Source organism: Mammaliicoccus lentus, from assembly GCF_947036595.1.
GTDB lineage: Bacteria > Bacillota > Bacilli > Staphylococcales > Staphylococcaceae > Mammaliicoccus > Mammaliicoccus lentus.
The window spans coordinates 1,539,885-1,566,392 of sequence record NZ_OX344834.1; the positions used below are offsets into that span (position 1 = coordinate 1,539,885).

Annotated in this window: 20 protein-coding genes; 7 read left to right on the forward strand and 13 right to left on the reverse strand. The window is 31.6% G+C overall.

Going from position 1 to position 26,508, the window contains the following annotated elements; genetic code table 11:
• Positions 1 to 23 precede the first annotated feature (23 nt).
• Positions 24 to 1,295 carry an SLC13 family permease gene (locus ACNMOQ_RS07640; protein WP_070045227.1) on the reverse strand — a complete coding sequence of 424 codons (1,272 nt, stop codon included), beginning with the start codon at positions 1,293 to 1,295 and terminating at the stop codon, positions 24 to 26.
• A 173-nt stretch (positions 1,296 to 1,468) separates the two neighbouring features.
• Between ACNMOQ_RS07640 and ACNMOQ_RS07645 the strand changes: the two genes are divergently transcribed.
• Both ACNMOQ_RS07645 and ACNMOQ_RS07650 read left to right on the forward strand, forming a co-directional pair.
• Complete coding sequence (locus tag ACNMOQ_RS07645; RefSeq protein WP_070045228.1) at positions 1,469 to 2,563, forward strand: tartrate dehydrogenase; 1,095 nt, start codon at positions 1,469 to 1,471, stop codon at positions 2,561 to 2,563.
• A 114-nt stretch (positions 2,564 to 2,677) separates the two neighbouring features.
• A complete protein-coding gene (locus ACNMOQ_RS07650; protein ID WP_135020192.1) occupies positions 2,678 to 3,385 on the forward strand; it encodes a GntR family transcriptional regulator in 708 nt (235 codons plus the stop codon).
• A gap of 44 nt (positions 3,386 to 3,429) precedes the next feature.
• Here the strand turns inward: ACNMOQ_RS07650 and ACNMOQ_RS07655 are convergent, their stop codons facing one another.
• The 4 genes from ACNMOQ_RS07655 to mqo form a co-directional block, all read right to left on the reverse strand.
• Entirely contained in the window at positions 3,430 to 3,840 is a 411-nt protein-coding gene (locus ACNMOQ_RS07655) for a VOC family protein (protein ID WP_416349648.1), read from the reverse strand.
• A gap of 119 nt (positions 3,841 to 3,959) precedes the next feature.
• Positions 3,960 to 5,222, reverse strand: coding sequence for a Y-family DNA polymerase (locus tag ACNMOQ_RS07660; RefSeq protein WP_416349649.1), 1,263 nt, complete (start codon positions 5,220 to 5,222; stop codon positions 3,960 to 3,962).
• 293 nt (positions 5,223 to 5,515) lie between these two features.
• Entirely contained in the window at positions 5,516 to 5,920 is a 405-nt protein-coding gene (locus tag ACNMOQ_RS07665) for a sporulation protein (protein WP_016999568.1), read from the reverse strand.
• Between the two features lie 272 nt (positions 5,921 to 6,192).
• Entirely contained in the window at positions 6,193 to 7,677 is a 1,485-nt protein-coding gene (mqo, locus tag ACNMOQ_RS07670) for a malate dehydrogenase (quinone) (protein ID WP_416349650.1), read from the reverse strand.
• A gap of 398 nt (positions 7,678 to 8,075) precedes the next feature.
• On the opposite strand from mqo, the gene ACNMOQ_RS07675 reads away from it, so the two are divergent.
• Both ACNMOQ_RS07675 and ACNMOQ_RS07680 read left to right on the forward strand, forming a co-directional pair.
• On the forward strand, positions 8,076 to 9,089 hold the full coding sequence (locus tag ACNMOQ_RS07675; protein ID WP_103269146.1) for a cation diffusion facilitator family transporter: 1,014 nt from the start codon (positions 8,076 to 8,078) through the stop codon (positions 9,087 to 9,089).
• Complete coding sequence (locus ACNMOQ_RS07680; protein WP_016999571.1) at positions 9,089 to 9,274, forward strand: 2-hydroxymuconate tautomerase; 186 nt, start codon at positions 9,089 to 9,091, stop codon at positions 9,272 to 9,274. Before ACNMOQ_RS07675 ends, ACNMOQ_RS07680 begins: the two co-directional genes overlap by 1 nt.
• Positions 9,275 to 9,383: 109 nt before the next feature.
• On the opposite strand, the gene ACNMOQ_RS07685 is transcribed toward ACNMOQ_RS07680, so the two are convergent.
• Complete coding sequence (locus tag ACNMOQ_RS07685; protein WP_016999572.1) at positions 9,384 to 10,361, reverse strand: LCP family protein; 978 nt, start codon at positions 10,359 to 10,361, stop codon at positions 9,384 to 9,386.
• Positions 10,362 to 10,515: 154 nt separating this feature from the next.
• On the opposite strand from ACNMOQ_RS07685, the gene msrA reads away from it, so the two are divergent.
• On the forward strand, positions 10,516 to 11,019 hold the full coding sequence (gene msrA / locus ACNMOQ_RS07690; protein WP_239706264.1) for a peptide-methionine (S)-S-oxide reductase MsrA: 504 nt from the start codon (positions 10,516 to 10,518) through the stop codon (positions 11,017 to 11,019).
• A gap of 113 nt (positions 11,020 to 11,132) precedes the next feature.
• Positions 11,133 to 11,750, forward strand: coding sequence for a DedA family protein (locus ACNMOQ_RS07695; protein WP_064204981.1), 618 nt, complete (start codon positions 11,133 to 11,135; stop codon positions 11,748 to 11,750).
• Between the two features lie 20 nt (positions 11,751 to 11,770).
• On the opposite strand, the gene mprF is transcribed toward ACNMOQ_RS07695, so the two are convergent.
• The 4 genes from mprF to glcT form a co-directional block, all read right to left on the reverse strand.
• Positions 11,771 to 14,320, reverse strand: a complete 2,550-nt coding sequence (mprF, locus tag ACNMOQ_RS07700) for a bifunctional lysylphosphatidylglycerol flippase/synthetase MprF (protein ID WP_416349651.1) — start codon at positions 14,318 to 14,320, stop codon at positions 11,771 to 11,773.
• A 175-nt stretch (positions 14,321 to 14,495) separates the two neighbouring features.
• Positions 14,496 to 15,647 (reverse strand): AI-2E family transporter, encoded by a 1,152-nt coding sequence (locus tag ACNMOQ_RS07705; protein WP_082892512.1) that lies wholly within the window; start codon positions 15,645 to 15,647, stop codon positions 14,496 to 14,498.
• 211 nt (positions 15,648 to 15,858) lie between these two features.
• Positions 15,859 to 17,886 carry a glucose-specific PTS transporter subunit IIBC gene (gene ptsG, locus ACNMOQ_RS07710; RefSeq protein ID WP_016999576.1) on the reverse strand — a complete coding sequence of 676 codons (2,028 nt, stop codon included), beginning with the start codon at positions 17,884 to 17,886 and terminating at the stop codon, positions 15,859 to 15,861.
• A 418-nt stretch (positions 17,887 to 18,304) separates the two neighbouring features.
• Positions 18,305 to 19,141, reverse strand: coding sequence for a glucose PTS transporter transcription antiterminator GlcT (gene glcT, locus ACNMOQ_RS07715; RefSeq protein ID WP_064204985.1), 837 nt, complete (start codon positions 19,139 to 19,141; stop codon positions 18,305 to 18,307).
• Between the two features lie 98 nt (positions 19,142 to 19,239).
• On the opposite strand from glcT, the gene ACNMOQ_RS07720 reads away from it, so the two are divergent.
• Positions 19,240 to 20,223: a DUF1002 domain-containing protein gene (locus tag ACNMOQ_RS07720; RefSeq protein ID WP_416349652.1), complete on the forward strand. Its 984-nt coding sequence runs from the start codon at positions 19,240 to 19,242 to the stop codon at positions 20,221 to 20,223.
• A gap of 139 nt (positions 20,224 to 20,362) precedes the next feature.
• On the opposite strand, the gene alsT is transcribed toward ACNMOQ_RS07720, so the two are convergent.
• The 3 genes from alsT to parE form a co-directional block, all read right to left on the reverse strand.
• Positions 20,363 to 21,922, reverse strand: coding sequence for a glutamine transporter AlsT (alsT, locus tag ACNMOQ_RS07725; RefSeq protein WP_135020168.1), 1,560 nt, complete (start codon positions 21,920 to 21,922; stop codon positions 20,363 to 20,365).
• Between the two features lie 85 nt (positions 21,923 to 22,007).
• Positions 22,008 to 24,422 carry a DNA topoisomerase IV subunit A gene (parC, locus tag ACNMOQ_RS07730; RefSeq protein ID WP_016999582.1) on the reverse strand — a complete coding sequence of 805 codons (2,415 nt, stop codon included), beginning with the start codon at positions 24,420 to 24,422 and terminating at the stop codon, positions 22,008 to 22,010.
• Entirely contained in the window at positions 24,422 to 26,422 is a 2,001-nt protein-coding gene (gene parE / locus ACNMOQ_RS07735) for a DNA topoisomerase IV subunit B (protein ID WP_064204987.1), read from the reverse strand. The genes parC and parE overlap by 1 nt, the downstream gene beginning before the upstream one ends.
• Between the last annotated feature and the right edge of the window lie 86 nt (positions 26,423 to 26,508).

Here is a 26,508-nt window from a genome sequence, read left to right on the forward strand (position 1 = left end):
AATAATTAAAATTGTAACTTTGTTTAATAAAACGGGAAGAAAATTGGCAGTAATATCATTGAAATAATAATAGATAATATGATTAAAGGAATACCTGCGATAGCATAATCTTTAAATTTAAATCCACCGAGACCATACACCATTGTATTTGCTGGCATACCAATTGGTGTTGCAAATGCTAAAGATCCACCAATAACTGTTGCCATTACTACAGCACTTGGATCTGCTCCCATACCATTTGCTATAGATAAACTAATTGGTACTAACAAAGCTGTTGTAGCAGTATTCGACATAAAGTTTGTCATCACTGCAGATAATACTAAAATTACAAATAACAATACATAGGGGGAAGGATTTTTACCAAGTGTATTTATTAATACATTAGCTATTTCTTTACCTGCTCCTGATACATCTATTCCTTTTGCTAAAGCAAGTGATCCAACAAATAGAAGTATTGTATTCATATCTATAGTTTTCATTGCTTTTTTCTCTGTTATAACTCTCGTTGCTACAAGTATTAATGCTCCAATCCATGCTGATATATATAATGGTATACCAATTTGTTTTTCAAATATCATTGCAATAACAGTTAAAATTAATACACCTAATGCTACAATTTGCTTCCATTTAGGTACATTTGAATAGTCAACTTGTTGTGCATATATAGAATCTTCATCCAGATCTGTCTCTTCTCTTTTTGGAAGTAACTTACGACCAATTATTGCGAAATATAAAATACCAATTATTAATATTGGTAATCCTACTTTTGCATATTCAAAAAAGCCAAAGCCTTCCCCTATTTTTTTTAATGACGACTGAGCAATCATATTACCTGGAGCACCAATCAAACTTAAATTTCCTCCCATCGCTGCTGCGAATACTAGAGGTAGTAATAAGGTAGAACGCGAAAATCCAGCTTTAGCTGCAATTCCAATAACAACAGGAATCAACACTGCTGCTGTTCCAGTATTAGATAATACCCCTGACATTAAACCTGTTATTAACATTACTGCTACAATTAATTGCTTTTCTGTTTTGGCGAATTTTGTAACGATGCCTCCTATTTGCTGAGCCATCCCAGTTTCAAAAAATGCTCCCCCTACTATAAACATCGCCATAAATAAAAGTACATTACTATCTACAAATCCTGCAAACGCCTCTTCTGCTGTTAGAACATCTGTTAAAACTAAACCTACTGCAACAATCATAGCAGTAATAGACAAGGGTATTTTCTCCCAAGCAAACATGATAATTGCAAATACTAAAAATATTAGCGTGATTATTGATGCATCCATAAATAAAATCCCCCTTCAAATTTATGTTAGCGTTTTCATTTTTTCTAATCTTACATTAACGTATACATTAAGTCAATTAATTTATTTAATATACGATTAAATTCATTATAACTTGACTTTAATGTATACGTTGTTTGATAATGAGTTTATAACAAAGGAAAAGGAGAGATAATATGAATACGAAAAATACATTTAAGATTGCAGTAATACCTGGCGATGGAATTGGTAAAGAAGTTATTAATGAAGGTATTCGTGTTTTAAATCACTTATCAGAACAATCAAACGGTAAATTTTCATTTGAGTATGATTATTTTCCTTGGGGATGTGAATATTATTTAGAACATGAGAAAATGATGGCCGAAGATGGTTTAGAACAAATAAAAAATCATGATGCAATTTATTTTGGAGCAGTGGGTTTTCCTAATGTTCCGGATCATATTAGTTTGTGGGGGCTTCGCATAGCGATTTGTCAAGGCTTTGACCAATGGGCAAACATTCGACCAGTTGAATTTTTACCTGGAGTAAAAAGTAAACTTAATCACCCCAATGTTGAATCATTAAACTGGGTATTAATACGCGAAAATTCGGAAGGAGAATATTCAGGTATTGGTGGAAGAAACTTTACTGGTAGAGGTCCCGGTAATGAAGTAGCAGTACAATCTTCATTATTTACTGAAAAAGGCTGTGAACGTATTATCAGATTTGCTTTTGAAACTGCTAAAAAGAGAAAGCGTAAGAAAGTAACAAGCGTAACTAAAAGTAATGCTCAACAATATGGTATGGTGCTATGGGATGAAGTCTTTGAACGTGTAAGTAAAGAATACCCTGATGTTGAAACTGATCAATGGTTAGTAGATGCTATGGCAGCAAACTTTGTGCTTCACCCCGAAGATTTAGAAGTGGTTGTAGCATCAAACTTATTAGCAGATATTTTATCTGATTTAGGTAGTGCTTTAGCTGGTAGTTTAGGTATTGCAGCTAGTGCTAACTTAAATCCTGACGGGAGATATCCTAGTATGTTTGAATCAGTTCATGGCTCTGCGCCAGATATTGCTGGACAGGGAATTGCAAACCCTATTGGTGCTATTGGAAGTGCGGCATTAATGTTAGATAATTTCGGTCTCAAAGATGAAGCAATGCAATTAAATAACGCTATAAAAAAAGCAACTGATTCTGGCGCACTTACTCAAGATATAGGAGGAGACACTACAACTGAAGAAATGACTAATGCTATCATACAAAATTTAAATTCCAAAATTGTAAAATAATAGATTAGATAAATAACTTCTATTCATATTTGATAAAACGTCTTTCTGGTATAATATACTTAACTAATATACGAGATAGACGTTTTTTTATTGTTTAATTTTGGAGGAGATTTTATGTCAAACGACGAACTAATTGAATATCAAAAATTGAAAGTCACATTAAATCAAATAGCTGAGCAGATTGATGAACAACGCTTACCTATTCGTGCTTATCATATTATTCGGATTGCTATAAAACAATTGAAATTAAAACCTGGTCAAACATTATTAGAACGAGAAATTGCTGAAGTTCTAGAGATGAGTCGTACTCCTGTTAGAGAGGCATTAGTTAGATTACAGACTGAAGGTTTACTCACACTCGTTCCTAGAAAAGGATTTATTATCAACCCGATAAAAAAGCAAGATTTAAAAGAGATTTATGAAATTACTGAAAGTTTAGATGGATTAGCAGTAGAATTAGCTACCTCAAAAATAACTCAAGAAAACATTAATCATTTAAAACATCTTGTATCTCTCCAACAAGAAAGTCTTGATCGAAATGATTTATATAATTGGTCTATTCTAGATGACCAATTTCATGCTGATTTAATTAGTTTTGCACAAAATACTAGACTAAGCAGTGTAATTAATATACATGCTGATCAATTATACAGAGCTAGATTATATACAATCAATAACCGCCCTATACCTTACCAATCTATTGTGGAACATCGTGCTATTATAGCTTGTATGGAAGCTAAAGATAAAAATGCGGCTAGATTTGCTATGCAATCACATAGAAATAGAGCTTGGGAAGAGATAGCTGAGACTTTAGAGGAATAACTAAAAAGCACACCGACTTTATAGCCGATGTGCTTTTTTATTATTTATTCTTGATGGGTATATGAAAAATCCCAACCTATTCCAAATTTATCAATAACTTTAGCATAGGTTTGACCCCAAAACATTTTATCAAGTTCTACTTGTACTTGACCTTCTTTTTTAAATATTTCATAAACTTCTTTAATTTGCTCTTCTTGTTCAAAATCTAAAACAACATATATATTATGGTTCTTATTGAGAGACTCGTCATTATTAGGAACATCTGAAAACATTAATATATGACCATTTACCTCTAATTGTGCATGCAAAATTCTCTTAGGATCTTCTGCTATTATGCCAGCATCTCCATATGTTTGTGATTCTCTTACACTTCCGTCTAGCGCTTCACTATAAAATGCCAATGCTTCTTCGCAAGTTCCGTTAAAGTAAAGATAAGGTGTAACTTGTTTAATCACATGCACCACTCCCCATATTTGATTATCGGTCAAAATTAAGTATATAAATGTGTGTATAGTTTGTCAAATATTATATTTTTACACACATTTATATTATGTTTATAGATTTATTATATAAATTACTTTTTATGTCCTGCTATGAGTCCTGCTCTTTCTCTTGCTGTAGCTGCTGGTGTATATGACACAGCTCTAGATACAACATTAGGACCGTATTTTCTTTTAAGTTTATCGATTGTCTTCTCAAGTGCTTCATCTCGTTGTCTTTCAAATTCATCAATAAATAAATTAAGTTGTCTTGCTCTTTCTGGCACAAAGTTATTTAAAGTGACGCTTAATGTTCGATATTTTGCTTGTTTATCGCACAATTGTTCTGCAAAGCTCCAAATCACTCTAAATATATCCATAGTTAAATTCGTGCCATCTTTTAAAGTATATTGTTTATTAACGCCGCCTTCTCCACTATATCCCATTGAAAAAGATATGGTCTTAACTAATAAATCTCTTGATCTTAAACGCATCGCAACTTCTTCTACTAATTCTAATAATACTACTTTTGTTTCATGATAGTAGTAATCTCTCATCAGTATTTGGCTCTTACATATCGTCGGATTCATAATACGATGCTTTTCTTTAATTTTGCTTAAATCTATACCATTTGCGTGCAAATGTAGGTCTGTGCCAATTACACCATACTCTCTCTTTAAATATTGCTGTGGATAGTGCGCTAAATCTCCAATTGTGAAAATACCTTTAGCATTTAATTTCTTCTCAGTTCTATGATTAATCCCCCAAAATTTACTAAGTGGATTTATGGGCCATAACTTTATCGGTACATCTTGATATCTCCACTCAGCAATGAAATCTTCATTTGTCTTTGACTCCATATCCAATGAAACTTTACTCAATAACATATTAGAGCCTATGCCAATTGCGCACTGAATTTGGGTTTCTTCTTTGATTTCTCTCATTAAACGTTGAGCAAATGCTCTTGGTGTAGAACTAAACTGTTTGTAACTATCCGTAATATCTATAAAAAATTCATCAATACTATATTGATGAAAATCTTCAGGTGCGACGTAACGTAAAGCTATCTTAGTAATTGCTACAGAATATTCTAAATATCGTTTCATACTTGGATTAATAATGTAAATGTCATTTCTATGAGGTATTTCAAACAATCTTGATCCAGTTTTTACACCTAACTTTTTCAAAGGCTCCGTAGCTGCTAACACGATAGAACCTTGTCGTTTAGTATCTGCTATTACTGCTAATTTTGTTGTTAACGGATCCAGCCCTTTCATAATACAAGACACACTCGCAAAGAAGCTTTTCTGATCTATACATAAGATATCTCGGTCCTCACATAAATGATAATCATACATAATGTCACCTTCCCTCAATCGACTGAATATATTTTTATTATATACGAACATACGTTCTATTTCAACGTTAATACGTTTATTTTTGTATAAATAATGTTTTTAATCAACTGAAACGTTATATGTATTGGTATTCAAAAGAAGGTTTCCCTTATTAATCCCTGTTATTCCAAAATAAAAATAAAACACACCACAAAAGCTAAGGATTACCCTACTTTTGTGGTGTGTTTTTAAGAATTTAGACATGAACGTTACAATACTAAAATAATAATATTTTTATAAACTAATAGTGAACACTATCTTACTATAATTAATCGTTCTTCGTCATCTGCACCGACAGATTGATCAATATGAACATGTGTTTTTAAGAAGATTTCTTCAGGTTCACCTTTAAAATCAATCTGTTCTAATTTGAATTCAAATTCATATTCTTGTTGTGCACCTTTTTTAATAACGAAAGATTTATTAACTTTGTATTTATGCAATACATTATCAAATTCAGCAAAATCACTATCTTCATCTTTGTTGTTAACTCTTTCAATTAAAGATAACATAATATATTCTACTTTAATGTCACATGAACCACCATAAAAAATCACTTTACCTTTAATTGGTTCTTCTTCATTAAAAGTTAATTTTTCTAGTCTCGTATCAATTTTTAAATTACCGATACCAATAGAAGTTAGTAATTTTTCAAACATAGAGTGAACCCCCCTTAATCTTCATTAAGAATAGTTTAACGCGATTGGGTTAAAAGTTAAAGAGAATAAAATCAATTTTTATTTTAGAGTTAAAGAAATTTGTAAATTTGTTACATACGATTAAATATACAGATTATAAATACATGAAAATTATACGCTAATGTGCATGTATTTCGATACCTTCACATTATATTACCAAAAAAAGCTCCCTTCAAAGATTTCACTTTTTAGAGTGTGCTTTGAAAGAAGCGTATCAAAATTTTATAGTTCTATTATTTATATAATCCTAATGCTTTTGAAGTTGATGTATTAATTTCATCAAATACTTCAGGATTTTCAGACAATTGTACTTCATATGAAGGTATCATTTGTTTAATTCTTTGTTTCCATTCTGGGAATTGTTCTGAGAAACTTTTTTCTAATAACTGCAACATAACATGTACTGCTGTAGAAGCACCTGGAGAAGCACCTAGTAAAGCTGATATTGAACCGTCTTCACTTGTGACAAGCTCTGTACCAAATTGAAGTGTCCCTTTCCCGCCTTCATCTGTGTCTTTAATTACTTGCACACGTTGGCCAGCAATTACAATGTCCCAATCTTCTAATTTTGCAGTTGGAATAAATTCTTTTAACTCTTCTAATCGTTTTTCATCAGATAAAAGTACTTGCTCCACTAAATATTTCGTTAATCCCATTTCTTTTAATCCAGCAGATAGCATTGTTAAAACATTATTAGGTTTAACAGATTCAATTAAATCTAAATTTGAACCTGTTTTCAAAAACTTAGGTGAAAATCCGGCAAAAGGTCCAAATAATAATGTTCTTTTACCTTCAATGTATCTTGTATCTAAATGTGGTACTGACATTGGCGGCGCGCCGACTTTAGCTTTACCATAAACTTTGGCTTCATGTTTAGCAATAACGTCTTCATTATTACATACCATGAATAAACCACTAACTGGGAAGCCACCTATATTTGTAGATTCTTTAATACCTGTCTTCTGTAACAGCGGTAAACTGCCGCCACCAGCACCAATAAATACAAATTTAGTGTTGTGATATTCAGTTTTCTTCGTTTCACTATTATAAATTTTTAATTGCCATGTGTTATCTTGATTTCTTCGAATATTCTGAACAGAATGATTGTAATATAACTCTACACCTTCATCTTTTAAATTACTTAAAAGTGAACGTGTTAAATTACCGAAGTTTACATCTGTACCAGATTCTATTTTAGTTGCTGCAATTTCCTCAGTAGTCGGACGTCCCTCCATCATTAATGGCATCCAATGTTTTAATGTTTCAAAATCATCAGTAAATGTCATACCTGTGAATAAAGGATTATTCGATAAAGCATCACAACGTTTTCTCAAAAATTCTATGTTTTTCTTGCCATAAACAAAACTCATATGTGGAACAGGACGAATAAATGATTTTGGATCAGCTAACTTACCTTGATTTACAAGATAAGTCCAAAATTGTTTTGATAACTGAAACTGTTCATTGATTTGGATTGCTTTATCAATATTAACGGAACCATCCGCCTCTTCTTTAGTGTAATTCAATTCACATAAAGCAGAATGTCCTGTACCTGCGTTGTTCCATTCATTAGAACTCTCTTCAGCTGGTTTAGATAATTTTTCGAATAATTTAATTTCTAAGTTTGGTGATAATTCTTTAAGCATTGTGCCTAAAGTCGCACTCATTATGCCACCACCAATTAATATTACATCTGTTTTCTTATGTATTGAATTCATAATTAACTACAGAGCCCCTTTCAATATTAATTTACTCATCTATATATGCCCATAACAAATATACAGAATTTCAGTTATTAAATTTGTTTACATAATTTTATGTATTAACTCTATTATAAACCTAATATCTATATTAAAAAAGTGTCAACTCATAGATAAGGTGTAATAAGACATTTAATGTATTAAGATACATTAATATAGTAATCAAATAGTGTGACATATTTAGATATTATACATTTATAGTATAACACATTCCCTAGCTAATGGTCTTAAGAAATTTCAAACAACACTTATAGTTTACATAATAAAATTATAAGTATCTAAAATGATTAGCAATATTAAATTATGGGAATTAAGATGTTATCATTATAAAAATTTAATATGCAAAGGAGCTTGTTATGAGCAGATTTTTCAATTTACTTAAAAAAGGTAGCATGTCTTCTTTATCTGCTGCTATCGTTAACTTCATTCTTGGTTTTTTAAAGCTCTTCGCTTTTATTTTTACAGGCAACATCGCTATGTTTGCTGAAATGATGCATTCCTTTGGGGATGCAGCTAATCAATTATTCGTGTTTCTCGGTTCTGCTTTTTCAAAACGCAGTCCTAATGAGAAATTCCCACTTGGATATGGTCGACTTATTAATCTAGTATGTTTAATAGCAGTTATAATTGTTGGGATTCTTTCATACGAAACAGTAAAAGAAGGTTTTCACCATATTATTCATCCTAATGATACTGATGGCCCACTTTTATTTTTCTGGATTAATATCGGCGTACTCGTTATCGGTATTGTTTTAGAAGGTACAGTGTTAAGAAAAGCTGGCAAAGAAATTTTAGAAGAAGCTGGAGAATCCAGCAAAGGTTTATTAACACCTTTCACTAAAAGTTATTTAAATATCAGCAAAGCAAAGCCCGCTACAAAACTTGTATTTATGGAAGATACAGTAGCAGCTGGTGGCGGTATAATCGCTGTATTATCCATTATCATTGCTCGATTAACTGGCTTAGGTATGCTTGAAGGTATTGCTTCAGTCATAATCGGTATCATGATGTTTATTATTGTCGGTATTATATTTGTTGAAAATGCCCAAGGTGTTCTTGGTATCGCTGATCACGAATCAGAAATACATGCTTCACGTATCATTCTAGATGAAAAAGCTGTATCCGATATTAAACGATTAGCTGTCATTAAAGAAGGAGAAGCATTGCATATTGAAGCATTATTAGAGTTAAACAAGAACTTTACGTTAAAAGAGTTGTCAGATATCAGAAAACGGATTATATTAAAGTTGTTAGACTTATCACATGTTGAGGATGTTAATATCGAATTCATTGAAGATGATGGCCAGCAAGACTGGCGCGGTGATACAGGTCCTTCAGCAAATATACAATATAATGAGGAGAGAAAATAATGCCAATCGTAAATGTTAAATTAATTGAAGGTAGATCAGATGAACAGTTAAGAGGTCTAGTTAATGATGTTACCGAAGCAGTACATAAGAATGCTAAAGCTCCAAAAGAAAATATACACGTTATCATTGAAGAAATGAAACCTGAACACTATGGTGTAGCAGGCGTTCGTAAATCAGATTCTTAATTTTTAAATATATTAAAAAAAGGGAGCGAGACTATGAAATCTTTAAAAAATACGATTTCTGTCTCGCTCCCTCTCACTTTGAATACGGATAAAATGCCATACTCATCTACTATTCATCAAGAAATTCTTTTATTGCTTTTTTATTCTGTTCTTTATCAATACTTAAAACAGCACCATTTTCAATATCATTTTCATTTGTATAAGAGCCTTTTACTGGCACTGTTAAAGTCTTAATATCTTTATCGCCTCTAGCTATAAAGCTAGCTCCCGTTTTATAAATTGTTTGATCATCTAAATTTGTATTAACATAACCTCTTGCAATACCTGCAATTTTAGGTGCTTTCAGAACTGAATTTACACTTAATAGTTCTGATTTCAGTCCTGTCATAACTTGTTGTTGTCTTCTTACTCGTCCAAAGTCGCCTTCTTCGTCATTTCTATAACGCGCATAACCTAATAATTCTTTCCCGTTTAAGTTATGTTGACCTTTTTTCAGAGAAACACCAATTTTTTCAGACATGTCCTTTTCAACATTGATTGGAACACCGTCTGGTGCAATTTCATCAACCATTTGCTCGAATCCATCAAAGTCTATGATGGCATAGTACTCTGGATCAAGACCAAGGTTTTTCTTCAATGTTTTACGCAATAGTTCTGGTCCACCAAGTGAGTATGCAGTATTGATTTTGTAATTTCGATAACCACCAGGTATTTCAGAATAAATATCTCTCATGACCGAAACGATTTTTAAATCTTTCTTTAAGTAATCATATTGAACAACCATAATTGAATCGGTTCTAGGCTGTGAGTTATCAACTTTACGATCTTCCCCTAACACAAGCACATTAACCTTACCATCATTTCTGGTAGAACTATGGAACTTATGTAATTGATGATCCTTACCATTCTCAGTTGAAACCTTCAAGCCGGACTTATATGAAGCAGTTATATAGAATACTAACCCGATTAATAGCAAAATGATACCTAAAAGAATAAAAGGCCCTTTTTTAATTCTACGCTTTTTCGTTCTTCGTGGTATATCTGTTTGACGATTGTCATCTGTTTCTGATTGATTTTGCGAAGTCATTGTTACCAACCTTTTATCTTCAAAATTGATATTAATTATATTATAATTAATATCATACACTAAGTTAACCAATTTATGGTTTAAAAATCAAGAAAAAATTGTGAAACTATCGGAAAATAAGACTTGAGACTGAATAAAGGATGGTAAAATTATAATGAATATGAATAAAGCGTATTTCGCAGGTGGATGCTTTTGGTGCATGGTTAAACCATTCGATGAGTATGAAGGTATTGATAAAGTCACTTCAGGTTACATGGGTGGAACAACAGAAAATCCAACTTATGAAGAAGTAAAGACAGGAGAAACAGGACATCTCGAAGTTGTTGAAATCCAATACGATGTTGCATTATTCTCATACAATAGATTATTAGAAATATTTTTTGCAATTATAGATCCTACTGATGCTCATGGGCAATTTCAAGATCGTGGCTCCCAATATCAAACAGCTATCTTTTATACAAATGATGACCAAAAGAAATTAGCTGAAGAATATATCGCACAGTTAAACGATAAATTACCTGAAAATCAAACAGTTGTAACAAAATTATTACCATATCAATCATTTTATGAAGCAGAAGATCATCATCAAGATTTTTATAAGAAAAATCCTGAAAGATATAAAGAAGAGCAATTAGAAAGAAGTCGTTTTAAAAAATAAATATACCTTTAGTTAAATAGCAGTAAAGTATGTACAATAGTGTACTGTACTGTTATTTTTCTGTTTAAAGTTAATTATATTTTTGACATAAATCATTACATAAGGAGTTAATTATGGAACAATGGATTACTGATTTTATGACCCAATATGGATACGTAGGTATCTTTATACTCGTGTTTTTAGAATATATTATACATCCCTTCCCTTCTGAAATTGTATTAACATTTGCAGGATTTATGACAACACAATCTAATTTAAGTATTGTCGTCGTATGTATATTAGCAGTTGTAGGAGCGGTGCTTGGTGCGTTAGTATTATATGGCATCGGTGCTTGGATTGGCGAAGAACGTATATATCGTTTAATACATAAGCATGGTAAGTACATAGGAATTAAAACTAAAGATTTAGATAAAACAATTACTTGGCTAAATAAATATGGAAATTGGGCTATATTTATCGGAAGATTTATTCCTATAGTAAGAACTTTGATATCTTTACCTGCAGGAATCACAAAAATGAATATACCTTTATTCATTGTATTAACAGCAATCGGTACTGGTATGTGGAATATACTACTGATTGTATTAGGCATGACATTAGGAAGTCATTGGCATAAAATAATTGAATTCGCAGGTATATATTCTAAATTATTTATCATCATTATTGCGATTATTGTATTATATGTTCTATATCGCTGGTTTAAACGTATAAAAGAAACACGTGCAGATTAAAAAATAACGATAACACCTCGCTATTTGGTGTTATCGTTATTTTTTATTTTATAATTTATCGTTAAACTCACTCTTATTAAATTCCATAATAATGAACTATACTTTTTATAGACTAGAAATCTTGGTTCCCAATCTGGGTGGTATTTTTGTTTGTAGTTTCTTAAACCTTGGAAGCTATATATACCGTTCATATTTTCAAAAACTTTAGCAGCAAATTTCTCTCTTAAGTATGCATATTTGTTATAACCTACATTTGATAATGTAGCCATACCCATATTAAATTGTTTATAGCCTTGTTCTTTAGCCCAAAGCAACATGTGAATATATAGTGCATCCATCACTGCTATATCAATATCTTTATTCCATCTAATTAAATCAATCGATATCGACTGATTATAATTTGTATACATTAATGAACAAAATCCTACGATACCATATGCTTCATGACGTATAACAGCAATTGGAGCTTTATTTAAATAATTTAAATTAAAAGCGCCTACTGAAAAGTTCATTTCTTTTTTACCATTTAACCAATTATCACTTATAGTTTTCATCATTTGAATATCTTCTTCACTATATGGTGCCTCTAAAATTTCAAATAGATAACCTTCAGTTTCAAGTTTATTATATGTTGCGCGCATACCTCTTTTCTTTTTTCCAGATAAGGTAAATGTATCTAGGTTAATGAGCGCTTCTTCACCAAGTTTAAAGAATACATTTCCATATTCATGGTATAAAGAAAGTAATTTAGTTTGTACTTGATAAAAAATGATGTCTCTACCTAAAAAATACATTTGATCATAAAATTTAGTTAGCACTTCAGAAAATTTATCTTCATTTCCGATAGGATCACCTAATACAATGACGGCATTCATTGTTTGACGATACATAATAAATACATCTTCATCTTCGTTTACAAAAAATTGTTTATCGCCTGTAAACGCTAGATGACTCACGTAAGAACCTTCATATTTTTGAATGATATTTTCAATCGTTTCAAAATTAAAATCTTTAGTTAAATTTCTTTGATTATTTTTAGAAAGTATAAATGTTATGACTGTTCCTAGAAGTAATAATAGTACGAGTACAACTATAAACAGACTAAATACGGCATATTTATCAAATTTTGTAACTTCATGTGGATATAAATTTAAATAATTCACTGTGATAATTCTGTTGAAAATAAACATGACAAGAATGAGTATGCCACTTAGCAAAATTTTTATAGGTGTAACGATTTTTTTAACGACATTTGCATTCTTATAACCTATAAATAACAATATTAATAATATTGCTAACCATAAAAATGCAATAATTGTACCGTTCGTTAAAATCGACACGAACATTAATACTAGCGTTGATATAATACTCATTAATGTGGATCGCATTGTCCCGGACATTACACCTTTAGAACAAATAAGTAAAAGCAGTGTCGCAGCGGTATGTAAAGCTAGTAAAATAGAATAAAACGTATAATGATGAGAATAAATAGCATCATATAAAATAAATACATGATTAAAATATAAAACAAACCCAGTTATTCCGACTAATAATCCTAATGCGATAGAAGGAATTTTCGTCAATAAATCTCTCTGAATAGCTTTAATAAATGAAGTTGTATCCATTGCAGGCGTATAGAATTTGCTTTCTTCGATATACTTTCTAATAATACTCCCAAACTCGAATGTAGACAGTCCAAGAGCAATAATAAATGGAAAGAAATAATAAACAATTCTATACAGTAATAAAGCCAATAGAACTTGTTCTTCTGGTACGCCTAACGATTTAATGCCTAATAATATTACTAAATCAAAAGCACCAAATCCACCTGGAATCATACTCATTAGTCCTGATAAAGCTGCAATAACGAATATACCTACTAAATGTGAATAATCTACATGAACATTTAGAGCCTGTAAAATAACATATAGTAAAAAGCTCGCTGCTAACCATTCGAACGCTGAAACTATTGTGAACTTAACACCTAATAATCTATCTTGCTCTGTGGAAGGCTTTAAAATTGAAAAGATTATAAATATCGGTAAAAAAGCACTGCCGATATATAAAACAATTTTAGCCCATGAAATATTATCTAATAATGTATCGACTTTAAATAAATGCAGAACAATTAATAAACATAATAAACTCAGCCCACTTAACATAGAAAGTAATAATAAAGACACACTCTTAATGAGCACCTTTCTATCTTGGACTTCATTTCTATATGAATAAATTCTAATTCCAGCACCTATTAATCCGCCAAATCCTAAAATGCTATTAAAAGTATTAATGATGAAACTAATTGATAAAATTTTATGTAGCGGTAGTTTAATTTTTAATGATTGCTTTAACATCACGTCATATAAAGATAATATTAGGACAGATAGTACACCTAAAATAACAATACCGACAAATATAAATGTATCCATTTCTCTAAATAACACAAATGTCTTTTTAAAGTTAATTTTAGATATTTCATTATGTAGAATATAAATGACGACTATAAACACTAGACATATAAATGGGATTTTTAAAAATGAAATAATGCTCTTACTATTTAATAATTTCATATTTCGACCTCTTAATCATTCCTTCTACCAAATAATACCATAAAATTCAATAAATTTGTATTTATATATAGATTGAAAGCTATTACATATAAAAAAGCAGTGAAGAATCCTATTGTATTAGAATTCTTCACTGCTAGTCTTATTTATTCTTAATTAGATTTATGGTAGAAGATCATTAATTTTCTTTTATTACCTTATTATCTTCTATTTCATATGGTCCTGAATCATCTTTATAATATTTATTATATCTGCGTTTAAATAAAGTAAATACGTGTGTTACAGCTACTTTAATAATAGCATATGCTGGAATTCCCAGAATAACACCTATTATGCCAGCTAAATTACCTGCACATAACAATACAAATATAATTGTAAGTGGATGAATTTTCATCGTTTTACCCATAATATTTGGCGAAATGAAATGCCCTTCTAAAAATTGTACTGCTGCCCAAACGATTGCAAGTTTAAGTAGCATAAATGGTGAATCAATCGCTGCCAATACGATTGCTGGTGAAATAGCTATCATAGGCCCTAAATAAGGCACTACACTTGTCACAGCAGCAATACTTGCTAATGTTAATGCGTAATCAAGTCCAATGATTGAATAGCCAATAAATAGTAATACACCAATACAGAATGCTACAATCATTTGTCCTTGAATATATGAACCAACTTGAAGGTTCATTTTATCAATTAAATCATGTGTATCTCTTCTAAATTTAGGAGGCATTAAACTAATGAAATAGTTTCTAAATTTTTCTCCATCTTTCAATAAGAAAAATAACACAAATGGGAATGTCGCAATAATAACAACGACATGCGTAATAGTAGAAACAAATGATTGGAATTTGTCTCCGAAACTACCTACTGAATTTGATATTTTTTTAGGAATATCACTAAAGTTTTGTTGTAACCAATTTTGAGCTTGAGTGTAATAATCCGCTATAAACGAATTTTTGGATAACTGTTTAATTTTATCGCTAAACTCATCTATATATGTAGGTAAGTTTTTTGAAAAGCTTTCTATTTGATGCTGTACGACTGGAATCAATAAAGTAACTATAAACGTAATACCTGCAATGATAATAAGTAGTAAAATAAGGATTCCCCATAATCGTGAAATATTCATCCTTTCCATAAAGTTTACTATTGGATTAAATAAATAAAATGCTATAAACGCAACGATAATTGGGCCAATTAAAGTTGTCGTTACTGTGATTAATGGTTCGAAAATAAATGAAACTTTTTGGAATATAAATACCGTTAAACCAATGAGTATAAGCAGACCTAAAATAAAATAAATATCTCGGCCTCCAAAAAATCTCATAAATCTTGTTTCTTTACCGTTCGAACCTCGACCTCGTGATTCTTTTTCCAAGAATAGCCCTCCTTGTATTAATTTATAGTCTATTATACCCTAATCGACGAAGTTTAACAGTAAAATTTTACATCAATAGTTTACATAATAATTTTATGATTTATCATAATAAAAATAAAAAAGAGAAGAATCTATTTGAAGATCCTTCTCTTTATATATTCTATTTAACAATAAAGATTTTATCGCCTTGTTCTACTTTTCCTTTAACTAATGTTTCTAACTTAGAATCATTAAGGTTTGTTACAACAATCGGTGTTACTGTGCTATCTGCATGCTCTTTAATATAGTCTAAATCTACTTTCATTAAAGGTTGTCCTTTAATAATATCAGTTTCTGCTTCTGCTAATATTTCAAATCCTTGACCTTCTAATTTAACAGTTTCTAAACCGAAATGAATTAGTAATTCCACACCTTCAGTTGATTCTAAACCAATAGCGTGCTTTGTAGGGAATGTCATTTTTAGTTTACCGTCAAATGGTGCTACAACTTCGCCTGTTTCTGGAATGATAGCTATGCCGTCACCCATCATTTTTTCAGAGAAAACTTTATCTGGTACTTCACTAATATCAATGATTTCACCTTTAATAGGAGAATAAATTGTTGCATCTCCTTCAGCTAGAATTTCAGCATTTTCTTGATTTCCTTCTTCTGTGACTGTTGTTTCGCTTGGTTTCGTAATTTCACCTGAAATAATACGTGCCATGTCATGTTTAATTTGATCTGATTTAGGTCCAAATATCGCTTGAATATTATTACCTACTTCAAGTACACCTGAAGCACCTAAACTTTTCAGTTCAGATTTATCAACTTGGTCTTTATCTTGAACTTCTACACGTAATCTCGTAATACAAGCATCTAAATGTTTAATGTTATCTTGACCACCCATTGCTTCTAAAACTGAGAACGGTAATTCACTATTAGATACAGTTGTTGTTTTTTGTTCTGCATCATCTCGACCAGGTGTTTTGTAATTGAATTTTGAAATAAAGAATCTAAACACAAAGTAATAAATAACTGCGTATACTAAACCAACTGGGATTACTAGCCACCATGCTGTTTTACCTTGCAAGATTCCAAATGTGAAGAAATCAATGAATCCACCTGAGAATGTATAACCTAGATGTAAATCTAATAAATATAAAATTAAGAATGATAATCCGTCTAATATTGCGTGAATAAAGAATAATAATGGTGCTACGAATAAGAATGAGAATTCTAATGGTTCCGTAATACCTGTTAAGAATGATGTAAGTGCTGCTGAACCCATTAAACCAGCAACTACTTTTTTGTTTTCAGGTTTAGCTGTATGGTAAATCGCTAATGCTGCTGCAGGTAACCCGAACATCATAACTGGGAATTCACCTTGCATAAATTTACCAGCAGTTAAACTTACATTATCAGCAATTTGTGCTTGGAAAATTGATAAATCTCCGTGTACAACTTTCCCTGCTGCTGTAGTATATGATCCAAACTCAAACCAGAATGGCGCATGGAAAATATGATGTAAACCGAATGGAATTAACAGACGTTTAATAAATCCGAATAAGAATACTGCTAATCCTGTATTTGCATCGATTAAACTAGATGAGAATTCGTTTAATCCATATTGAACGTGTGGCCAAATCCAAGCCATTAAAAATGCTAATAGGAATGATGATGCAGCCATCACGATTGGTACGAAACGCTTACCAGCAAAGAAACCTAAGTATGATGGTAACGTAATGTTATAGAACTTGTTATAACACCATGCTGCTAAAGCACCAATGATGATACCGCCGAATACACCTGTTTGTAACGTTGGGATACCAAGTACTAAAGCATTACCAGGGTTCTCAGCATTAATATCATCAGCTGTGATACCTAAATATTGACCCATAGTCATATTTAAAACTAAGTAACCTACGAATGCTGCTATGGCTGCAACACCGTCTCCACCTGCTAAACCAATTGCTACACCCATAGCGAATAGCATAGGTAAATTATCAAATATAATACTACCAGCACTCTGCATTAAATCAGAAATCATAACAACCGTATCATTTGTTAAGAACGGCATAATTTCAACTAAGTTAGGCGTTTGCATAGCTGACCCGAAAGCTAACAACAGCCCTGCTGCTGGTAAAATCGCAACTGGTAACATTAATGCTTTACCAATACGTTGCAACTGACCAAAGAACTTCTTGAACATTATAAAACCCTCCTGTATTTTGAACTTTATAAATTATCGCACTAAAAAAGGCATGAGCAAATAAACATACCCTTGGGTATATTTTATTTGCTCATGCCTAATCGTATTAGTAACACGCAATTTATAAGTTATTATTTAAGTGTTGAATATTTTTTCTACACTTTATCTACCGACTTATTATAGCACGATAAGATTACGCTTTCAATAATATTTTTTATGAAAATTATGAAACAAAAATTGATCGATTTTCATTCCATTATCCATGCAAGTAAAACTCTAATACCGGTGCAATTGTAACTGGTGACATTAATCTCCCATTGTTAACTCAATAAATTACAGCACAAAAAAGGCATGAGCAAGAAACCTACCATAAGGTAATGTTTATTTGCTCATGCCTGACGAAACAGTAACACGCAATTTATAAGTTATTATTAAAGCGTTGGATGTGCATTGTTAAATATGCTAATTCAGATTCATAAACTGGCCTCTTTAACTGTGTTTGCATCATCTTCACTATCTTTACGGCAATATTATAGCACAGTGGATATTGCGCTTTCAATAACAATTCAATATCAGTTGCATCCGGAATTCTTTCATCTGCTAAGACTCTTTGAATCGCAAAATGTAAGTGTCTTACAAAACGACTATAATTAATACTATTCTTATCTATATTAACTTCAAGGCCCTCTTCTATTATAATAATTGACTTCTGTATAATTTGTTTTATATTATTTATGTCGTTAAGTGAATGATTTTCTTCAGCTGAATGGATATGTAATGCTATAAATCCAGCTTCTGACTCAATAAACTGTAAATCTAACTTTTCATTTAAAGCTTTAACAGCGTTTTCAGCAATTTGATATTCCCTTGGATAAAGCACTTCTGTCTCTTTTAAAAATGGATTATGAACATGAATGCCTTCTTCTATTCGCTTTATTGCAAATACAATATGATCAGTTAATGAAATGAGCGTTTTTTCACTTACACTACCGCCCAACTGTTTATCAATTCCATTTACTACTTCTAATATTGTATTAAATACGTGTTCACTCGTTCCGTTTAATAACTGTGTATATCTATCTTTATCTCTCTCAGATTCTAATAAGTAAACTTTCTCTATTAAATCTGTATCAATTTCTTCACCTTGTTTTTTACCAAAACTAATCCCCTTGCCTATTAAAATTACTTCTTTTTGATAATAGTTAGCAACTAACACATTATTATTGAGTGTTTTTTCGATAATATATTTTCCCATATAAAAACCTCATTCTGAAGACCTATTACATATTATACAATTGATGCTAATATAATGATAGATATAATATATCAATAAATTTATAGGACGTGAGTCATGTGAGAAACTTAAAAACATACATTATTTCTATACTATCCGTTTTAGTTATTGCTACTATTTTTTATCCGAAACAACAAGCTCAAGCAGTAACTGAAGAAGCTTGGGATAATGTAGTTACTGTTTATGGAGCAGCTTTAGAGAATAACCCTTCAGCTAAAGAAACAACTTCAAATCTTTTAGGTACAAAAAACAGTGATAAAACAACATATGTTAATGCTGAAGATTTAAATAAATACTTGAATATGCAGTCATCAAACGATGTACTCAAATCTAGCATTCGTATAACGAAAACTTCTAAAGGTAGTGGTTTGAATTTAACAATCAACCAAGATCAAGGTCAAATCACTAAAGTTACAGAAGATACTTACAAAAATGCTCTAATGACAGCTGGTATTAAAGATGCTGACGTTACAATCGCGTCAAGTGAAGATGTTACAGGAGAAAGCGCACTTGCAGGTGTTTATAAAGCCTTCGAAGCACAAGGTGAATCTATAGATTCAAACAGAACACAAGTAGCACAAGAAGAGCTATCTACAATAAACGAGATATCTGAAGAGAATAAAGGTCAAGAAGGATTTTCTCAATCACAACTTAACAAGACAGTGGCAGAATCTAAACAAGCAGTTGCAGAAAAATCCGGGAATGTTTCAGTAACTGAAATTACAAATATCGTAAATCAAAAAATTGAAGATAACGGATTAACAAACATCATTAATGAAAATCAAGTTAACAAAATTGTTAATGTAATCGATAGTGCTCAAAAAGACGGTATTTTCGATGGAGAAAATGCTAAAGACTTTATTAAGAACTCTAAAGATTATGTTAATGACATAGTTAAGTCAGATGATTTCAAAAATGCTAAGAAAAAAGCAGAAGACTTAGGAAATAACATTAAAGATAAATTACAAGACGAAGGACTATGGGATAAAATCGTCAACGCAATTAAAGATATCTTTAATTCAATCGCTAATTTATTTAAATAATTTTAGTGAATATACAAAATAATGAGGCTGGGACATAAATACATGTCTCAGCCTCATTTTTACATTCAAAACAAAAAAAGACTGCCGATTTTCTCGGCAGTCCTAATTAACATTTTCATTCTTTTTTTATAAATGATAATTATTGATCTTTGTTATCATCATTTAAAGTTTCGTCTTTATTTTCTGAAACATTTTCTTCTTCTGAATCTACAGTTGGCTTATTTTTCTTTTTCACTGCTGTATCTTCATTTCTACTATATGGGTTATTGCCCCAAGCTTCAATATTACTGAAGTTTGCTTTTAAGTTTTCTATTTTAAATACTGGATTTAATTTACGTTTTCTTTGGTCTCGATAGTCTTTCGCTACTTCAAACACGACTGTAGCTAGACCGAATAATGCTACGATATTAATAACCGCCATTAATCCCATAAATAAATCTGCAGTATCCCAAACAGTTTGTACTTGTACAACTGAACCAACGAATACCATTCCAACAACTAATAATCTAAAAATAAACATTATAAATTTATTTTTCGTTAAATATTCAATATTAGCTTGTCCATAGTAATAGTTACCAATAATAGATGAGAATGCAAACATAAATACTGCAATAGTTAAGAATATACCACCAAACTCACCTACATGTGTTGTTAAAGCTTGTTGTGTAACTGCTACACCTTGTTCTGCATCTGCTCCAAATTGTAAGTCAGTATATAGCAGTAACATAATTGCAGTAGCTGAACAAATAATTAATGTATCAAAGAATACACCTAATGATTGAATTAAACCTTGTTTTACTGGGTGACTTACGGCTGCAGTTGCTGCGGCGTTTGCTGCAGAACCCATACCAGCTTCGTTTGAGAATAACCCACGTTTAATACCTTGCATTAATGCAAAACCAATTGCACCACCAAATGCTGGGTGTAATCCAAAAGCACTTTTTACGATGTTTTGTAACATTGGAATAATTTGATCAACATTCATCGCTAAGATGTAGCCTACTAATATAATGTAACCGACTGCCATAATTGGAACGATGAAAGAAGATACTGTTGCAATACTTCTAACACCACCAAAAATAACAATCCCAGTTATAATAGCTAAAATAACACCTGTTATAATATTCGAAAATTCATATTGCTCATTTAAAGATGCAGCAATTGTATTAGATTGCACAGTATTAAATACAAATGCAAAAGTAACTGTAATTAATACTGCAAAGATAACACCTAGCCATTTTTGACCAAGTCCACGTTCTATGTAGTATGCTGGGCCGCCTCTAAAACCGCCCTCTTCATCTTTTACTTTATATACTTGAGCTAAAGTAGCTTCAAAGAATGCGCTGGCTGCACCGATAAATGCAATAACCCACATCCAGAATACAGCACCAGGTCCACCAAGAACGATAGCTGTAGCTACACCGGCAATATTACCAGTACCTACGCGTGAAGCCGCACTAATTGCAAATGCTTGGAAAGATGATATACCTTTTTTCCCATCTTCAAGTGTTTCTGGCTTTTCAAAAATAATTCTAAACATTTCTGGCAGCCATCTAAGTTGTACAACTCTAGAACTAATTGTGAAGAATACTCCTGCCAGTAAAAGTAAGAAAATTAAGTTTTGCGTCCAAATTAAATCATTACCCCATTGAACAAAGTCATGAAACCAACTTGGGATATAACTATCAAAGTCTTTCAAACAAATCCCTCAATTCTAAATAAAATTAGTCTAATAAATCATTATCATGATTTTACCATGACAATTAGTATATGACTATATTTTTTTATTCAAGTGCTTTTTCATCGAAGTATGCATCTATGACTTGACCAAACTCACTTTCATCAACAATAAATCTACCATTTGTATATCTTTCGCTGTAATTAAAGTCTTTAGTGTCTACTTTAATGACGTCTTTTTCAGATAAAATTATACAAGTTTCATTTTCAGAAAGAGTTAAAGCTTTTATAATTTTATGTGATTTTGATTTTAATTCTTTTAATATCATTAAACCACGTTGAGATCTTTTCGCGGGAACAAATTGGTCTGCTTTCATATGTTTTACTGAACCACGATCTGTGACAATGAATACTGATTTGTTACTTGGTAAAGTTTCTGTCATGACCACATTATCATTATCTTTTAAGTTAATGGATTTAACACCAGCAGCTTTTAATCCTATGTCTGATAGTTCATCTGTATCATATGTTAAGCTCATACCTTTTTCAGTTATCACTGTTAAAAGTTCATCTTCTGTTATTTTCAATACTGAAATAACTTCATCATCATCTTTTAGTTTCATTGCAACTAACGGTCTTGTAATTCTAGATGCTTTAAATTTATCATTTGTTGATTTCTTAATCATGCCGTTTTTCGTAGCAATAATATAATTAGATTCTGGTTTGAAATCAGTTTCAAAGAATATATCTATAATTCTTTCGTCATCACCGATAGGAATCATCTGTGAAACATGTTTACCTAATTCTTTCCACTTTAAATCGGCTATTTCATGTACAGGAATGAATAAATAATGACCTTTCGAAGTAAAAGCAATTAGCGTATCTTGTGTGTTTACTTTTTGATGTTTTAACAAATAATCTCCATCTTTTAAGCCAACTTCTTCAACACCACTTGCTTGATAGCTTCTATTTGAAGTTCTTTTAACATATCCATCGCGTGTCATAGAAACAATCGTTTCTTCACTAGGTACAAGAATTTCTTTTTCAATTTTAATTTCAGAGATTTTTTCTTCTATGTCTGTTTTTCTTTCATCACTAAATTCTTTTTTCACAGATCTTAATTCTGATTTAATCACTTTTAACAATGAACTTTCATTATTTAAAATATCTTTCAGACGCTCTATTGTTTTCTTTAATTCATCGAATTCTTCTTCTAGAGATACAATATCTGTATTTGTTAAACGATATAATTGTAGCATTACGATTGCTTCTGCTTGTTCTTCAGTAAATTTATATTTTGCAATTAAGTTTTCTTTAGCATCACGTTTATTGTTAGAAGCTCTAATTGTTTCTATTACCTCATCAAGTATAGATAAAGCTTTTATCAAACCTTCAACGATATGCATACGCTTTTCAGCTTGAGAGAGTTCATATTGAGAACGTTTAGTAACAACTTCTTTTTGATGTTCAATATAGCTCTCTAAAATCTCTTTAAGTCCTAATAACTCTGGTCTTCTCTTATTAATTGCAACCATATTGAAATGATATAAAACTTGTAGATCAGTATTTTTATATAAATAATTTAGAACGCCTTCACTATTTATATCTTTTTTAAGCTCAATTGCTATTCTTAAACCTTCTCTATCAGTTTCATCACGAACTTCAACGATGCCTTCTATTTTTTTGTCAGCTCGTAGTTCATCAATTTTTTTAACTAAACTACCTTTGTTCACTTCAAAAGGAACTTCTGAAACGATAATTTGTTCTCTTCCGCCACGTATTTGTTCTATTTCTACTTTACTTCTTACAACTATTTTACCTTTACCAGTTTTGTAAGCCTTTTTAATACCATCTAAACCTTGAATAATGCCACCGGTAGGGAAATCAGGTCCTTTAATAAACTTAATAAGTTCATCTATTGTTGTAGTAGGTTTATCTATTAATTTTAGTGTCGCATCAATAACTTCACCTAAATTATGTGGTGGAATATCAGTCGCATAACCCGCAGAAATACCAGTAGAACCATTTACTAATAAATTCGGATATCTCGCTGGTAAAACCATAGGCTCCATTGCCGTATCATCAAAGTTTTGAACATGTTCTACTGTTTCTTTATCTATATCTTGAAGCAGTATTTCTGCTAATTTACTAAGTTTAGCTTCTGTATAACGCATTGCTGCAGGAGGATCATTATCGATACTACCATTGTTACCATGCATTTCAATCAATACATGTCTTAGTTTCCAATCTTGGCTCATACGAACCATTGCATCATATACCGATGAGTCACCATGAGGGTGGTAATTACCGATTACGTTACCTACTGTTTTCGCACTTTTTCTAAAGTTTCGCTCATAAGTGTTACCATCTTTGTACATTGCAAATAAAATTCTTCGTTGTACTGGCTTCAAACCATCACGTACATCAGGAAGTGCTCGGTCTTGGATAATATATTTACTATACCGACCGAATCTATCCCCTATAACATCTTCTAAAGGAAGGTTTTGTATTTGTTCAACCATTAATTAACTTCCCCCTCTGTTTCTATTTCATCATCAAGCAGCTGAATATCATCACTTTCAAGTATGCTTTGATCTTCTTGCATACCAAATTGGACGTGTCTTTCAATCCATTCTCTACGCGGCTCAACTTTGTCACCCATTAATGTTGTCACACGTCTTTGTGAACGTACTTCGTCATCTATGCTCACTCTAATTAATGTTCTTGTTTCTGGATCCATAGTTGTTTCCCATAGTTGGTCAGCATTCATTTCACCTAAACCTTTATATCTTTGCAGTGTGAAACCTTTACCGAGCTTTTTCATTAATACTTCTAAATCTTCATCTGTCCATGCATATTCAACTTGTTTCTTTTTACCTTTACCTTTTTCTACTTTATATAAAGGTGGTAATGCAATATACACGCGACCTGCTTCTAATAAAGGTCTCATATATTTAAAGAAGAATGTTAAAAGTAATACTTGAATATGAGCACCATCTGTATCGGCATCTGTCATGATGATAACTTTTTTGTAATTACTGTCTTCTAAACTAAAGTCAGCACCTACGCCGGCACCAATAGTATGAATAATCGTATTGATTTCTTCATTTTTAAATATATCTTCAAGTTTAGCTTTTTCAGTATTAATAACTTTACCTCTTAAAGGTAAGATCGCTTGGAATTTACGATCTCTTCCTAATTTAGCTGAACCACCTGCAGAGTCACCCTCTACTAAGTATAGTTCATTTTTCTCAGTATTTTTACTTTGAGCAGGCGTTAGCTTACCTGAGAGCAATGTTTCTTTTCTTTTATTCTTCTTACCATTTCTCGCTTCTTCTCTAGCTTTACGTGCAGCTTCACGCGCTTGAGAGGCTTTTACAGCTTTCTTTAATAATGACTTAGATAATTGTCCTTTCTCTTCTAAATAGAAAGGTAATTGATCAGATATTACTGAATCTACGGCAGCTCTTGCTTCAGTCGTACCTAATTTAGATTTAGTTTGTCCTTCAAATTGTAGTAAATCCTCTGGAATACGCACTGAAATAATAGCTGTTAAACCTTCACGAATATCGCTACCATCTAAGTTTTTATCTTTTGCTTTTAATTCTCCAATTTTTCGAGCATATTCATTAAATACTCTTGTAAAAGAAGCTTTTAGTGCCGTTTCATGTGTTCCACCATCTTTAGTACGAACATTATTCACAAAACTTAAAATAGTTTCTGAATACTGATCGTTAAACTGAAAACTAATATCCACTTCAATTTGATTAGAAGTGCCAGTAAACATTGCAACATCATGTAGCACATCTTTGCCTTCATTCAAATATTTAACAAACTCTTTAATACCATCTTCATAATGATAAAAAACTTCATTAGGCTCTTCGCCTCTTAAGTCTTTTATTTTAATTTTGAGCGCTTTTAATAAAAACGCAGATTCTTGTAGTCTTTCACACAATGTTTCAAAATTATAATGAGTAGAATTTTTAAATATTGTTGGATCTGGTTTGAAATGTACAGTTGTTCCAGTTTTTCTCGTCTTCCCCTTTTTCTCTAATGTTGTAACTGGTCTACCGCCTTTTTCAAATCTTTGTTTATACGTATGGCCTTCTCTGTGAATCGTTACTTCTAACCATTCACTAAGTGCGTTCACTACAGATGCACCTACACCATGTAATCCACCTGATGTCTTATAGCCTCCTTGGCCAAATTTACCACCAGCGTGTAAAACTGTGAAAATAACTTCAGGTGTTGGTTTGCCGGTTTTGTGCAATCCTGTTGGCATACCTCTACCGTTATCAGAAACAGAAATACTATTATCTTTATGTATTGTTACTTCTATTTCAGTACCATACCCATTTAAAATTTCGTCAACAGAGTTATCTACAATTTCATAAACTAAATGGTGAAGTCCGCGAACATCTGTTGAACCGATGTACATACCAGGTCTTTTTCTAACAGCTTCAAGACCTTCGAGTACTTGAATTGAATCTTCACCATATTGAACTTTTGCTTGTTTATTCAATATTTCTCCTCCTACAAACGTACGTTCGTTTTTTTACTATACATTAGTTATTTTGTTATAAATCTCCGGAAAATGCAAGTCCTATC